The following is a 14,874-nucleotide window of genomic DNA, read 5'->3' on the forward strand; positions in this document are numbered from 1 at the left end:
GCAACCGCGCCCCGCGTCGCGGCTCTACGGCCGAAGGCTGCTGTGAGCTCACTGGTTCAAGCTGCAGCAGCCGATGTCGAGGTCACATTTTCGCTGATGCGGAGTGAGCCGGCGTTTGCCACCCGCCGGCGGGAATAGGTTTCGCCCGACCGACCCTGTCGGAACAGCACCGCTTTCTCTGGCGCGCGGCCGCTTCGCTGCCGCGCCGCATCGATATCAGGATTTCCCCCATGTTCGGCAACATCGCCAAGTCGCTCTTCGGCTCGTCCAACGATCGCTACGTCCGCTCGCTCAATCCCGTCCTCGCCAAGATCGCCTCTTTTGAGCCGTCTCTGCAGGCGATGGACGACGCCACCCTCGCCAACCAGACGGTGCTTTTCCGTGAGCGTCTGGCCAATGGCGAGAAGCTGGATGCGCTTCTTCCCGAAGCGTTCGCCTCCGTCCGCGAGGCCGCGAAGCGCGTGCTTGGGCAGCGACACTACGACGTTCAGATGATCGGCGGCATCGTGCTTCATCGCGGCGAAATCGCCGAGATGCGCACCGGTGAGGGCAAGACGCTGGTGGCGACCCTCGCGACCTATCTCAATGCGCTTCCGGGCGATGGTGTGCACGTCATCACCGTGAACGACTATCTGGCCGCGCGCGACGCAGACTGGATGGGCCGGGTGTATCGCTTTCTTGGCCTTACCGTTGGCGTGATCGTCCCGAACCTCAGCGACGAACAGCGTCGCCAGGCCTATGCAGCGGACATCACCTACGGCACGAATAACGAGTTCGGGTTCGACTATCTGCGCGACAATATGAAGTACGACCGTGCGTCGATGGTGCAGCGCCCGTTCGCGATGGCGATCGTCGATGAGGTCGATTCGGTGCTGATCGACGAGGCGCGGACGCCGCTGATCATCTCCGGGCCAACCGACGACAAGAGCGATCTCTACATGAAGGTCGATGCGGTGGTGAAGCAGATCACCCCCGACGATTACGAGAAGGACGAGAAGCAGAAGACCATCGTCCTGACGGAAGAAGGAACGGAGCGGATCGAGCGCCTGCTCGAAGCCGCCGGTCTCCTCGAAGGCGCAAACCTCTACGATTTCGAGAACACCCAGGTGGTGCACCACCTGAACCAGGCGCTGCGGGCGAACGTGATGTTCAAGCGTGACACCGACTATATCGTGAAGGATGGCAAGGTTGTCATCATCGACGAGTTCACCGGCCGTATGATGGACGGCCGGCGCTGGTCGGATGGCCTCCACCAAGCCGTCGAGGCGAAGGAAGGGGTGCAGATCGAGCCCGAGAACCAGACCATGGCTTCGATCACCTTCCAAAATTATTTCCGTATGTACCCGAAGCTTGCTGGCATGACCGGCACCGCCGCCACCGAAGCGGCGGAGTTCTTCGACATCTACAAGATGAACGTTGTCACCATTCCCACGAACAATCCCATTCGGCGGATCGACGAGGAGGATGAGTTCTACAAGGACACGCACGACAAGTTCCGTGCAATCGCCAAGCGGATCCGTGAACATGCCGAGAAGGGGCAGCCGGTGCTCGTCGGCACCGTGTCGATCGAGAAGTCGGAACTGCTCAGCGATTTCCTGCGGCAGGAGGGTGTCGACCATTCGGTGCTGAATGCTCGCTATCACGAGCAGGAAGCGCATATCGTGGCGCAGGCGGGTCGCCTGGGTGCGGTGACCATCGCCACCAACATGGCCGGCCGCGGTACCGACATTCAGCTCGGCGGCAATCTGGAATTCCGCGTCGAGGACGAACTGGCGGGCATGCCCGAGGGACCGGAGCGCGTCGCGGCGGTTGAACAGATCAAGGCGGAGATCGCGGCGGAAAAGGCCCGAGTGCTCGAGGCAGGCGGCCTCTTCGTGCTAGGTACCGAACGGCACGAAAGCCGGCGCATCGACAATCAGCTGCGCGGCCGTTCCGGCCGTCAGGGCGACCCTGGGCTCAGCCGCTTCTACCTCAGCCTGGACGACGATCTGCTGCGCATCTTTGGTCCGGATACGCTGTTCGCGCGCATGATGCGCAACAACATCGAGGATGGTGAGGCGATCGGCAGCAAGTGGCTGACCAAGGCGATCGAGACCGCGCAGAAGAAGGTTGAGGCGCGCAACTACGACATCCGTAAGCAGGTCGTCGAATATGATGACGTGATGAACGATCAGCGGAAGGTCATTTACGAGCAGCGCGCCGACATCATGGACGCTGACACCGTAGGCGACGTGGTGGAGGACATGCGAGCCGAGACCGTCAACACGATTGTCGGCGAGGCTTGCCCGGTCGGCTCCTATCCGGAGCAATGGGACGTCGAGGGAATGAAGGCGCGTCTCGCCGATGTGCTCAACGTGCAGCCCGCGATCGACGATTGGCTGAAGGAAGACGCCATTGACCCGGAGATGGTGACGGAGCGCGTGCGCGTCGAAGCCGACACCATGGTAGCCGCCAAGGCGGCCGAACTGGAGCCGGAGACCTGGACGCAGGTCGAAAAGTCCATTCTGCTCCAGAACCTGGATCATCACTGGAAGGAGCATCTGGCCACGCTCGATGCGTTGCGGCAGGTGGTTCACCTGCGTGCTTATGCTCAGAAGACGCCGATCAACGAATATAAGCAGGAGGCCTTCGCGCTCTTCCAACGCATGCTCGATAACATCCGGGAGGATGTGACGAAGACGATCGCGTTTGCACAATTCCAGCTGCAGGCGCCGCCGCCGCTTCCCGATCTGCCGGACTTTATCACCACCCACTTTGACCCGTTCTCAGGTGAGGATAATTCCGCCGATGTCGATGGCGGCACGCTTGGCCTCATTCAGACCCAGGTTCCGCCGATGCAGATCCCGCAGCCGTCGGCCGCGGAACTTGGGGAGGATCCGGAGAACTGGCGCGGTCAGGTGAGCCGTAACTCTCCGTGCCCATGCGGTTCAGGGCGCAAGTACAAGCATTGCCACGGCGCCGTCTGATCGAACGGGCAGGGCGGCGCGCCGGTGGCTGATCATGCCGGCGCGACGATCTTCATGATAAGTAGCGGCTGTTTCCCGCAACGCACTGAACTGAGTACGAAAAACCCTCGCCGAGCTGGCGAGGGCTTCTCCTTAAATGCGCAGATCAGCGGCGGCGTTGCTGTTCCGGCAGGATTATCGTGGGGCCAAGCCGCTCCACCACATCGCGGGCGTTGAAAGCGCGAACCTCGCCAGCGGGCGGGGCGCCCTTGCCCATCAGGATCTCGGCAGAGGCTTCGTAGCGATCCACGGTTCGAACATCGAAGTCGTTGAAGCCGCCGCCCCATGGGCCCCAGCCGCCCCAGCCGCCCCAAGGCCGGCCGTAGAAGCGCCACGACGGGCCCCAATATCCGCCCCAGCCGCCATAGCCCCAGCCTGGGCCAAATCCGGCGCCGGGGGTGGAATAGGTCCGTGCCTGGCGGTCGGTCTGCCGATCGACAGTCACGAAATAGTCGAAACCGTTCTGAAGCGTCAGCTCTGCGGCGCGGAACAGCAGGTAGCGTTCCACCGTGTCGCGATCAGTGACGGTGTTGCCCGCAAAGTTCACGAGGAAGCGATTGGCTTCAACTTGGCGCTCGCTGAAACCCGTACGGTAGAAACCCGATCCGGTTGCGGGACGATACGGCGTTTCCGTCGCGCACCCCGCCACCAGCAATGCACCAGAAACGGCCGTGGCCATCAGCAGGCTGCGGCCGGTACGCAAAATTCTCATTATGACGTCTCCGAGATCCGCCGGAACGGCGGAGTAGATCGCTTTTAGCTGTTGGTGACGGAACGTCCGATGAACGGATTGGCTCCGAAATCTACCGCTCCGTCGCTCGCGCTACGAGCCGGAGCCGCTACAGCGCTCGCCGGCCACTGCATCTCGCAAATAGGTCTGCAGGACCGCCTCGTTGATGACGTCCCAGCGGTAGGTTGAGGCCTTCGCATTCCCTGCTCGGCCGATCTTCTTCCGCCGCTCCGGATCCACGATCAGCGTCGTCAGCGCGTCCGCATAGCCGGCGATATCCCGAGGTTCGACAAGGAAGCCCGTGACTTCATCATCCACCAGCCCGACCGCGCCGGATGCCCTGGCTGCGACAACCGGCACGCCCGCCGCCATCGCCTCCAGGGTCACGTTTCCGAAAGTCTCGGTGACGCTCGGATTGAAGAATATGTCCATGGAAGCAACGGCGCGGCCAAGCTCGTCGCCGGTCTGAAAGCCAGCGAAGGCCGCGTCCGGAACCTGCGCCGCAAACCAGTCCCGCGCTGGCCCTTCACCGATGACGAGAACGCGGTGCGAGACGTTGCGCCGCTTCAGCTCGGCCGCCACCGCGGCAAAGACGTCGAGCCCCTTCTCCTTCACCAGCCTGCCAAGAAAACCGATCGCCACCTCATGATCGGCGATGCCCAGCTGTCGCCGCCACGCAAGATCGCGGCGCCCTGGCGAGAAGCGGTCGTGGTTGACGCCGCGAGACCAGACGGTTGTCGGCGTTTGCACCCCCCAGTCGTGCAGGATCTCACCGATCAGCGGCCCTGGGACCAGTACCCGATCGACACGGTCGTAGAAGCGGGCAAGCATGCGTTCAAAAAGAGGCTCGATGAACGCCATCCCGTAATAACGGGGGTATGTTTCGAAGCGCGTGTGAAGCGACGCCACACGGGCGATGCTATGGCGCCGTGCGTAGCTGACAGCACGATGACCGAGAATATCCGGCGCCGATACGTGGATCAGGTTCGGTGCGAACGTTGCCAAGTCGCGGCGCACCTTTGCGGGCAGGCCGCGCGCCAGCCGATATTCTCCGCGTTCGCCCGGCAGCGGTATGGCGGGAACGTCAACAAGGTCGCCAGTGGCCGGAAAAGCCGGCTGCGACACCGTTGGCGAATAGACCCGCACGTGCACGCCGCGGCTGAGAAGGTGACCGACCAGCAGATTGAGCGCCTGATTCGCGCCGTCTCGCGTGTAATTATAGTTGCCGCTGAATAATGCGACACGAAGGTCCGACGGCTGCATGATCGTGGCCGAGTAACAATCGATTGCGGCGATCGCTAGGCAGATCGTCCATTAGATTCTTCGCGCGCAGCAATCTCGCTCTGGCGCGGCACGCGCCGGATGCGCGGCTCGCGGCTAAGCTTCGATTGCTGACGGATCGTCTGGCGAAGCTCGTCGCGCTTTTCATGGATGGAGGCGATGACCGGACCCATAGCGACGCCGAGATCGACCAGCACCGCCTCCGAAAGCTGCAGTGAACTCTCCAGCGTCTCCGGCACGGCGTCAGTCACCCCGGCGCGGTAGAGCTCTGCCGCATGCGCTGCATCGCGGGCGCGCGCGATGATCGGCAGGTCGGGTGCGAGCGCCCGTACACGGCGGGCAAGTCGCACGGTAAGCACGGGGTCGTCCATCGTCAGCACCAGTGCCCGCGCCGCCGGAAGGTTCAGCCTGTCCACCAGTTGCGGACGGATCACATCGCCATAAATCACCGATCGTCCGCTTAGCCGTGCCGTCTTCACGACGTCGATGTCGGCCTCCACCGCCACATAGGGCTGCTGGTGCACGTCCAGCAGTTCTGCGACCATCCGGCTAACCCGCCCAAAACCAATGATCACGGTGTGTTTCCCGTCGTCGGGCGGTCCGGCCGAGACGTCGTCTCCGCCCTCGATTCGCTTGGAAATAGCGCTGCCCGTTTTGGCAAGAACCGGCGTGATGGTCAGCCCGATCGCGGTGACGGTCTGCCAGAATGCCGCCGTGGATGCCTGGATGAGCTGGGCCTGAGCGGCCGTGGCGAGCACGATCAGCGTGGTTTCCGACGGGCTGCCCATAAGCAGGCCTGTTTCCGCGGCTACGCCACGGCGGGCATTGGCGATGCGCAGGAAAAGGTACGTGACCACCGTCTTCACCGCGACCACGCCCGCTACGGCGAGCAGCAGGTCCGTCCAGTTCTTCGCGATCAACCTGAGGTCGAGGCTCATACCGACGCTGATCAGAAAAACGCCCAGCGCGAGGCCCTTGAAGGGCGCAGTGATCACCTCGACTTCGGTGTGATACTCGGTTTCAGCGATCAACAGTCCGGCAAGAAGCGCACCGACGATCGGCGACAGGCCGGCGGCCGTGGTCGCAACGCTCGCCACGATGACGACCAGCAGCGAAGCGGCAAGAAACAGCTCGGGGCTCTTCGTTCGGGCGGCCTGAGCGAACAACCTCGGCAGGACCATGCGACCGCCGATGTAGATCGCCACCACTGTGATCCCGCCGCGCAAGGCCACCATGCCGATGTTGCCGAACCCGCCATCCCCCGCTGAGGGCGCCAGCGCGCCGAGAGCAAAGATGATGGGCACCAGCGCGAGGTCTTCGAACAAGAGCATGGCGAAGGCGCCCCGGCCTACCGCGCTAGTTGTGCCCACGAGTGGAAGCACCAAGGCAGTGGATGAGAGCGCCAATGCGAGACCGAGCCCGATCGCACCCGGCCAGCCCTGACCCAGCAGGTGCAGCGCCGTGCCGATCAGCAATGCCGAGCCCAGCAACTCCGCCGGCCCGATGCCGAACACCAGTCGGCGCATCGCCCACAAGCGCCGGAACGACAGCTCAAGCCCGATGGAGAAGAGCAGCAGAACGATGCCGAACTCTGCAAAGGGTTCGATCGACTCCGGGTTCGAGATGGTCAGGTAATAGAGCCACGGCGCGCGTTCCACCTGGCTGCCAAGGCCCGCAGGACCGACAAGCAGGCCGACGAGGATGAAGCCGATTACCGGGCTGATGCGGAAACGGGCAAAGGCGGGAATGACGAGGCCGGCAGCGCCGAGGATCACTAGTGCATCAGAAAATTGCGGATTCTCAAGACCAATCGCCATTCAGTTCCCTTGCCCCGATCCAACCCGATTGTCAGCAACGCTTGTCGTTCGGCCGGTCCTTTGTTCCTCACGATACCACCCGACCAGCGCTGTCACGACGATTGCCGCGACGATCATCAGATAATACGAGAGATAACCGCCACCTCCGCGATTCCAGGCGACTCCGAAAACATAGGTCACCACGACGCCTGCGGCGAAACAGTCCAGACTGTGGCGGCCGATCGTGCCCAGAACCCTCATCGGCGCCGCACGAAGGAGCGGACCGGCCGCTGCGAGGAGTGCAGCATAGAGCATCAGCACGAGGATGGCGTGCCCCAGCCGAAGAACATGCAGGCCGTAACGCGGCATCAGCCAGGCCGGCAGCGCATATTCGGTTACCTTCGCTGCCGCTGCGATCAGAAAGATGGACACGAATGCGATCAGCGGGGCGCGTTTGCGCTCTAACCAAAAGAACAGGCCGACGTGGACCTTTCTCGCGCCAAGCGCCATGGGCACGAAGAACAATATCTGCCAGCTCAGCAGCTTCAGAATGCCATCGTCCGTCGCTGTTGGGGATGCAGAGACGTGAGCGATCGTGAAGATCTGCGCGGCGACATATAGCGCAATGGACACGGCGATCATGGCAGTGGGCGATCGTCGGTGGATGGCGATCGCCACCGGCGCACTTAGCATCAAGGTCACGTAGAGAAGCAGAATGTCGAGCAGCCGCGGCGCGGCCTGAAGCGTTGCCATGCGGAAGATCACCTTGCCGGGATGATCGGCAAGCTCGCTCAAGCGCCAGAAAACCAGCTCGGCCGGGCTCATGACGAGCACAAGCGGGGCGATCACGGCGAGCAGCGCGAGATTATAGACCCACAAGGTTGCCGCACGACGCAGCACGGCGCGGGCAGGGCTAGGTCGTGCGAGATAAACCAGCCCAACCATATAGCCCGACAGAATGACGAATAGTTCCGCGGCGGTGGAATAGCCGTAGCGAGTGGGTGTCGGAACGAGCCATGTCGTGATCCCGCCAGCCTCGGCGATCTGGCTCAGGTGGTTCACGACGATGGTAACGAGCGCGCATCCGCGAAGGATGTCGATGCGCGGCTCGCGGGCAATGGTCGGTCCCGGCGCGATGCCGGGACCTCCGTTGTTTGACGAGACCGAGCTTATGCCCAGCTCGCCATCTTGTTCTCGAGATTGACGCGAACCGCTTCGAAGAACTGCTCGGTCGTCATCCACTTCTGGTCCGGCCCGATCAGGATCGCGAGATCCTTGGTCATGTCGCCGTTTTCGACCGTCTCGATGCAGACCTGCTCCAGTGTTTCGGCGAAGCGCGTCACGTCGGGCGTGCCGTCGAACTTGCCGCGGAACTTGAGGCCACCGGTCCAGGCGAAGATCGACGCGATCGGATTTGTCGACGTCGCCTTGCCCTGCTGGTGCTGGCGATAGTGGCGCGTAACGGTGCCGTGCGCCGCTTCCGCCTCGATCGTCTTGCCATCGGGCGTCATCAGCACGGAGGTCATGAGACCCAGCGAACCAAAGCCCTGCGCGACCTGGTCGGACTGCACGTCGCCGTCATAGTTCTTGCAGGCCCAGACGAACTCGCCGTTCCACTTCAGCGCCGATGCGACCATGTCGTCGATCAGGCGGTGCTCGTAAACGATGCCCAGTTCCTTGAACTTCTCGACGAACTCGGCCTCGTACACCTCGGCAAAGATGTCCTTAAAGCGGCCGTCATAGGCCTTCAGGATCGTGTTCTTGGTCGAGAGGTACACCGGCCAGTTGCGGTTGATTCCATAGTTCAGCGAGGCGCGCGCGAAATCGCGGATCGACTCGTCCAGGTTGTACATGCCCATCGCGACGCCGGCGCCCGGGAAATCGAACACCTCATGCTCGATCTCCTGACCGTCTTCGCCCGTCCACTTCATGGTCAGCTTGCCGGCGCCCGGCACCTTGAAGTCGGTCGCGCGATACTGGTCGCCGAACGCGTGACGGCCGACGACGATCGGGTGCGTCCAGCCCGGAATCAGGCGGGGAACGTTCTTGATCACGATCGGCTCGCGGAACACGACGCCGCCCAGGATGTTGCGGATCGTGCCGTTGGGCGACTTCCACATCTTCTTGAGGCCGAATTCCTCGACGCGCGCTTCGTCAGGGGTGATCGTCGCGCACTTCACGCCCACGCCATACTTCTGGATGGCCTTGGCGCTGTCGGTCGTCACCTTGTCGTCGGTGTTGTCGCGATGCTCCATGCCGAGGTCGTAATAGTCGAGCTCGATATCGAGATACGGCTTGATCAGGCGCTCACGGATCCATTCCCAGATGATCCGCGTCATTTCGTCGCCGTCGATCTCCACGACGGGCGTTTTCACCTTGATCTTCGCCATTGTCCGTTTCCTTTAAGGGAGGGTCTGGCGCGGTCGATACGGGTAAGGGGGCGGGGGATCAACCATCGGTGCGCCTGCGTTGTGCGCATCGGCTCCCCCCGCTACACGAGGCCACATGCCTTCACTACCGAAACCCGAAGAACAGGGTCTGCCCGTCACCACCACCGTCAAGTGGCGCTTCCCCGCCGTTCATCCGGAGGGGCAGAAATTCACTGCCATCGCCTTCGGCATCACGCTGCTGATGACCATCGTCCACAACGTCTTCTTCTGGCCCTTGCTGGGAATCACCATCTGGGTCGCCGCCTTCTTTCGCGATCCGATCCGCACCACGCCGCGCGGGGAAGATCTGATCGTCTCTCCAGCCGACGGTCTGGTAACGATGATCGCCGAGGTGCCGGTCCCGCGCGAACTCGCAGCGGATCTGGGCGCCACCCATCTCACCCGCGTGTCGGTGTTCATGAGTGTGTTTGACGTTCACATCAACCGCTCGCCGATTGCAGGAACGATCCGGCAGGTCGTCTATATCTCGGGCAAGTTCCTCAATGCCGATCTCGATAAGGCGTCGGAGGAAAACGAGCGCCAGCATTTCGTTGTTGAAGGTCATGACGGCCGAAAGGTCGGCTTCACCCAGATTGCCGGTCTGGTGGCGCGGCGCATCATGGGGTTCGTGAAGGTCGGAGACATGGTCGCCGCCGGTCAGCGCGTGGGGCTGATCCGCTTCGGCAGCCGCGTCGACGTGTATCTTCCCGCCGGCTATGCGCCGCAGGTTGCCCTCGGTCAGCGCGCGATCGCTGGCGAAACGGTCCTGGCACGCGCCGGAGCCGTTCCGGCCACGGGCGTCGCTCAGTGAGGCGCCCGATCCGTCCGCGACGGGGGCTTCCGCTCCGCGCGGTCGCTCCCAACGCGATCACGGCGCTCGCGCTTTGCTCCGGCCTCAGCGGCGTGCAGTTCGCCGTCAAGGCGCGCATGATGGAAAACGATCTGCCTTTACTGCGCGGGGCAGAGCTTGCCACCTTGGCGGATCGGGTCGCCACTCACTGGCAGCTTGCAGTCGCCTTCGTCCTCATCGCTGGGCTGCTCGACGGGATTGACGGCCGCATCGCGCGGCTGCTGCATGGGGAAAGCCGCTTCGGGGCCGAGCTGGACTCGCTGGCGGACGCCATTTCCTTCGGGGTCTCGCCTGCCTTGATCCTGTACCTTTGGTCGCTGTCATCGCTGCCACGGTTCGGATGGATGGCGGCCCTGATGCTGGCGGTGTTCGCGGCGCTGCGCCTTGCCCGATTCAACGCTAACATTGATGCCGACGATCAGCCGCACAAGTCCGCCGGCTTCCTCACCGGCGTCCCGGCGCCGGCTGGCGCGGGGCTTGCCCTGCTTCCGATGTTCCTGTGGTTCTGGACCGAGGAGCCGGTGCTCCGCTCGCCCTATATCGTGGCGCCTTGGACGGTGCTCGCCGCCTTGCTGATGGTGTCCAGCCTCGCGACCTGGTCATGGGCTTCACTACGCTTGCGCCGCAACATCCGCTTTGAAGCGCTGGCGCTGGTCGTGATCGTTGCCGCTGCTGCCGTGACTGCGCCCTGGCATACGGTTAGCGTGCTGGGGATCGCCTATCTGCTGGCGCTGCCGTTCAGCATCGCCAGCTACGCGCGGGTCAAGCGGCTGCGCGCGGCCGGTATGCAGGCGCCGGTCGTGCCTGCGCCGCCCACCGCCTGACGGCGATTCGCTGTTCGGCCCGAACCAACGCTGCGAGAGGCTGGCGATCGGCGGCCGGTCGTTTGCACAAGGCGTCGATGATCCGGTCAACGCGCGGCCCAATCGTGGTCGCAAGAGCATAGGCTGAAGCTGCGAACGCACCGGCAAAAACTGCGAAACTCACAATCGCCATCATGATATGCCTCCATGGCACTTGCGAACCATTACGCGCAAACCGCTGAAAACGCCCGTCGTTCCAACTCCGCCATCTACGTGGCGGTATTTGCTGGAGAAAACAGGCTTAACCAGGTGTTTGTTCGACCGGTTCCCCTTCTGTTCCGACGCTTGTTCCATGTATGTTCGCGCGGGTCAAGAGGGCAGGTTGCGCTTGCCCGGCTTGAGGCATTCCTGTAAGGGCGCGGGCCTCAACTCCGCATGGGAAGTATAAACCACCGGTGCGCTGGCCTTTCAGGCTCGCGCCATCCGCTTCCCAGAGGCCTAACCGGAAGGAATAAAGACTATGGCGGCTCCTGTCGTCACGATGCAGCAGCTTATCGAAACCGGCGCGCACTTCGGCCACCAGACCCACCGCTGGAACCCGAAGATGAAGCCGTATCTCTTCGGCGAGCGCAACGGTGTCCACATCATCGACCTGTCGCAGACCGTTCCGCTCTTTGCGCGCGCGCTCGAGTTCATCAGCTCCACTGTCGCCTCGGGCGGCAAGGTGCTGTTCGTCGGCACCAAGCGTCAGGCGCAGGAGCCGGTCGCTGATGCGGCGCGTCGTGCGGGCCAGCACTTCGTCAACCATCGCTGGCTGGGCGGCATGCTCACCAACTGGAAGACGATCTCCAACTCGATCAAGCGCCTGAAGGCCCTGGAAGAGCAGCTGTCGGGCAACACCGCCGGCCTCACCAAGAAGGAAGTTCTCCAGCTGACACGCGAGCGCGACAAGCTCGAGATGAGCCTGGGCGGCATCCGCGACATGGGCGGCATTCCCGACATCATGTTCGTGATCGACGCGAACAAGGAAGAGCTGGCGATCAAGGAAGCCAACACGCTCGGCATCCCGGTTGTGGCGATCCTCGACTCCAACGTTTCGCCGGACGGTATCGCGTTCCCGGTTCCCGCGAACGACGACGCCAGCCGCGCGATCTGGCTCTATTGCGAAGCCGTGGCGATTGCCGCGACCCGTGGTAATGCGGAGCAGCAGCGCCGCGGTGGTGTCGACTTCGGTGCAATGGCCGAGCCGCCTGCCGAGGAAGCGCTGGGCAGCGACCCGGTCGTCGCCGAGGCAGGTGCAGAGGAATCGCGCCAGATCGACGCGTAAGACTGCGGCTTCGACAAGCCAGTCACCTTATTCGTGCCGAGTTTGTCGAAGCACTGTCTCTTTCCTGCAATGACGCGGAGAGAAGGGCGGTACTTCGGTAGGCTCGGCACGCGCGGTTTTCATACGGGCTGATCCCACCTCACCGGATCCACAGGAAGGATTGTACGATGGCCGATATCACGGCAGCGATGGTCAAGGACCTGCGCGAGAAGAGCGGCGCAGGCATGATGGACTGCAAGAAGGCGCTGAACGAAACGGGCGGCGACATGGACGCCGCGCTCGACTGGCTGCGCACCAAGGGCCTTGCGGCCGCCGCCAAGAAGTCCAGCCGCACCGCGGCTGAGGGCCTGGTGGGCATCGCGACCAGCGGCACCAAGGGTGCGGCGGTCGAGGTGAACTCGGAAACCGACTTCGTCGCCAAGAACGATCAGTTTCAGCAGTTCGTCCGTGAGGTGACTCAGATCGCTCTTGCGACCGGCGGTGATGTCGACGCGCTGAAGGCTGAAGCGATGCCGTCGGGCACGACCGTCGAGGAAGTGCTGACCAAGAACATCGCCACCATCGGTGAAAATCAGTCGCTGCGTCGCTCAAAGCGTCTCGAAGTGTCGAAGGGCGCTGTCGTGGGCTATGTCCACAATCAGCAGGCGCCGGGTCTCGGCAAGATCGGCGTGCTCGTGGCACTCGAGAGCGAGGCTTCGGACGAGGTGCTTCAGGGTCTCGGCAAGCAGCTTGCCATGCACGTCGCAGCCGCCTTCCCCAAGGCGCTGAACGAGGAAGATCTGGACGAGGCCGAGATCGAGCGCGAGCGTGCCATTGCCGCCGAAAAGGCTGGTGAGAGCGGCAAGCCGGCCGATATCATCGCGAAGATGGTCGAAGGTTCGATCGCCAAGTACCGCAAGGAGCACGCGCTGGTCAGCCAGCTGTTCGTCATGGACGGCAAGACCCGGATCAGCGACGTCGTGGCAAAGGCTGGCAAGGATGCCGGTACGCCGATCGTGCTGAAGGACTATGTCCGCTTCCAGCTGGGCGAGGGGATCGAGAAGGAAGCGTCCGACTTCGCCGCTGAAGTTGCCGCGGCCTCCGGCGTTCCGCAGAACAAGCAGGCCGAACCGACGGCCTGATCTGATCGGGCGGCGCCAGCGTCGCTCTGAAATCGTCATCCCGGTCTCGCCGGAACTCTGGTCCAAGGTGGTCTTTGCACCGCCTTGATCTGGGGTGAAGGCACGAGGCCGGGATGATTTTTGTTTAACGGTCGGCGCTTGGACCTGACACCGCCCGCCACGTAGTGGTTGCGGCAGTTGAAGGGGTTCCCTAAGGTCCCGCCGCCCGACCTCAGCCGTATCGGATCCGATGACCAGCCCTCGTTACAAACGCATTCTCCTGAAGCTTTCGGGCGAAGTTCTGATGGGACCGGATGGCCTGGCCATCGATCCTGCCGTGACCGGGCGCGTCGCGGAGGAGATCGCGGACGTAAAGGCCCAGGGCTATGAGCTTTGTGTCGTCGTTGGTGGCGGCAACATTTTCCGTGGCCTCGCCGCTGCCGCCAAAGGCTTTGAGCGGGCGACTGCGGATTACATGGGCATGCTGGCGACCGTGATGAACGCGCTCGCCGTTCAAAACGCGCTGGAGCAGATTGGCGTCGATACCCGGGTCCAGTCGGCCATTCCGATGCAGTCGGTGTGTGAACCGTTCATCCGCCGCCGCGCCGTTCGCCATCTGGAGAAGGATCGGGTGGTGATCTTCGCGGCTGGAGTTGGCTCGCCCTTCTTCACGACGGACAGTGGCGCCGCCCTGCGTGCCGCCGAAATGAATTGCGATGCGCTGTTCAAGGGGACCAGCGTCGACGGCATCTATGACGCGGATCCCAAGAAAGTAGCCGGGGCGACCCGCTATGAAACGATTTCCTATGACACTGTGCTGTCAAAGAACCTCAAGGTTATGGATGCGAGTGCCGTGGCGCTATGCCGCGATTCGAACATCCCGATCGTCGTTTTCAACATCCGCGAACACGGCAATTTCGCTGACGTGCTTCGCGGTGAGGGCGTATCGACGGTCGTCATGAACGAACAGGAGATGATCGATGCCCGCGTATGACAAGGCGGATTTGGAGCGCCGTATGGCCGGAGCGGTGGAATCGCTGAAGAGCGATCTGGCTGGTCTTCGCACCGGCCGCGCGTCCACTGCGCTGCTCGATCCGGTAACGGTTGAAGTTTATGGCGCGCACATGCCGCTGAACCAGGTTGCGACGGTCTCCGCGCCCGAACCGCGAATGCTGTCGGTGCAGGTCTGGGACAAGAGCAACATCGGCCCCGTCGAAAAGGCGATCCGTTCCGCTGGTCTCGGGCTGAACCCGATCAACGACGGCCAAACGCTGCGCCTGCCCATTCCGGACCTCACGGAAGAGCGCCGCAAGGAGCTCGCGAAGCTCGCCGGCTCCTACGCCGAAAAGGCGAAGGTTGCCGTACGCAACGTGCGTCGAGACGGCATGGACAGCCTGAAGATCGACGAAAAGAAGGGCGTCTTCGGAGAGGACGATCGTAAGCGTCACGAAGTTGAGGTCCAGAAGCTGACCGACGCCACGATCGCGGACATCGACTTGGCCGCCAACGCTAAGGAAAAGGAAATCCTGGGCAAGTGAGCTCGGGAACTCCCG

At 62.9% G+C, this 14,874-nt stretch carries 12 protein-coding genes; 7 read left to right on the top strand and 5 right to left on the bottom strand.

Annotation, left to right across the window (positions count from 1 at the left end; all coding sequences use genetic code 11):
- Window positions 1-230 precede the first annotated feature (230 nt).
- Window positions 231-2,966 carry a preprotein translocase subunit SecA gene (gene secA / locus AX702_RS08645; RefSeq protein ID WP_066778531.1) on the top strand — a complete coding sequence of 912 codons (2,736 nt, stop codon included), beginning with the start codon at window positions 231-233 and terminating at the stop codon, window positions 2,964-2,966.
- A gap of 145 nt (window positions 2,967-3,111) precedes the next feature.
- On the opposite strand, the gene AX702_RS08650 is transcribed toward secA, so the two are convergent.
- From AX702_RS08650 to AX702_RS08670, 5 genes are all read right to left on the bottom strand, one after another.
- On the bottom strand, window positions 3,112-3,717 hold the full coding sequence (locus AX702_RS08650) for a CC0125/CC1285 family lipoprotein (RefSeq protein WP_231731786.1): 606 nt from the start codon (window positions 3,715-3,717) through the stop codon (window positions 3,112-3,114).
- A 111-nt stretch (window positions 3,718-3,828) separates the two neighbouring features.
- Window positions 3,829-4,998: a glycosyltransferase family 4 protein gene (locus tag AX702_RS08655; protein ID WP_066778532.1), complete on the bottom strand. Its 1,170-nt coding sequence runs from the start codon at window positions 4,996-4,998 to the stop codon at window positions 3,829-3,831.
- A 35-nt stretch (window positions 4,999-5,033) separates the two neighbouring features.
- Window positions 5,034-6,833, bottom strand: coding sequence for a cation:proton antiporter domain-containing protein (locus AX702_RS08660; protein ID WP_066778534.1), 1,800 nt, complete (start codon window positions 6,831-6,833; stop codon window positions 5,034-5,036).
- A complete protein-coding gene (opgC, locus tag AX702_RS08665; RefSeq protein WP_082746147.1) occupies window positions 6,834-8,054 on the bottom strand; it encodes an OpgC domain-containing protein in 1,221 nt (406 codons plus the stop codon).
- Window positions 7,982-9,202 carry an NADP-dependent isocitrate dehydrogenase gene (locus tag AX702_RS08670; protein ID WP_066778538.1) on the bottom strand — a complete coding sequence of 407 codons (1,221 nt, stop codon included), beginning with the start codon at window positions 9,200-9,202 and terminating at the stop codon, window positions 7,982-7,984. The genes opgC and AX702_RS08670 overlap by 73 nt, the downstream gene beginning before the upstream one ends.
- A 115-nt stretch (window positions 9,203-9,317) precedes the next feature.
- On the opposite strand from AX702_RS08670, the gene AX702_RS08675 reads away from it, so the two are divergent.
- The 6 genes from AX702_RS08675 (at window position 9,318) to frr (ending at window position 14,859) form a co-directional block, all read left to right on the top strand.
- Complete coding sequence (locus tag AX702_RS08675; RefSeq protein WP_066778540.1) at window positions 9,318-10,052, top strand: phosphatidylserine decarboxylase; 735 nt, start codon at window positions 9,318-9,320, stop codon at window positions 10,050-10,052.
- Window positions 10,049-10,915, top strand: coding sequence for a CDP-alcohol phosphatidyltransferase family protein (locus AX702_RS08680; RefSeq protein ID WP_066778543.1), 867 nt, complete (start codon window positions 10,049-10,051; stop codon window positions 10,913-10,915). The genes AX702_RS08675 and AX702_RS08680 overlap by 4 nt, the downstream gene beginning before the upstream one ends.
- A 499-nt stretch (window positions 10,916-11,414) precedes the next feature.
- Complete coding sequence (gene rpsB / locus AX702_RS08685; protein WP_066778545.1) at window positions 11,415-12,221, top strand: 30S ribosomal protein S2; 807 nt, start codon at window positions 11,415-11,417, stop codon at window positions 12,219-12,221.
- A gap of 167 nt (window positions 12,222-12,388) precedes the next feature.
- On the top strand, window positions 12,389-13,342 hold the full coding sequence (tsf, locus tag AX702_RS08690) for a translation elongation factor Ts (RefSeq protein WP_066778547.1): 954 nt from the start codon (window positions 12,389-12,391) through the stop codon (window positions 13,340-13,342).
- A gap of 229 nt (window positions 13,343-13,571) precedes the next feature.
- On the top strand, window positions 13,572-14,315 hold the full coding sequence (gene pyrH, locus AX702_RS08695) for a UMP kinase (protein WP_066778549.1): 744 nt from the start codon (window positions 13,572-13,574) through the stop codon (window positions 14,313-14,315).
- The gene (gene frr, locus AX702_RS08700) at window positions 14,302-14,859 is read left to right on the top strand and encodes a ribosome recycling factor (RefSeq protein ID WP_066778552.1); all 558 of its coding nucleotides are present in this window, start codon (window positions 14,302-14,304) and stop codon (window positions 14,857-14,859) included. The genes pyrH and frr overlap by 14 nt, the downstream gene beginning before the upstream one ends.
- Window positions 14,860-14,874 lie beyond the last annotated feature (15 nt).

It is taken from the genome of Sphingomonas sp. CCH5-D11 (genome assembly GCF_001557395.1).
GTDB lineage: Bacteria > Pseudomonadota > Alphaproteobacteria > Sphingomonadales > Sphingomonadaceae > Sphingomonas.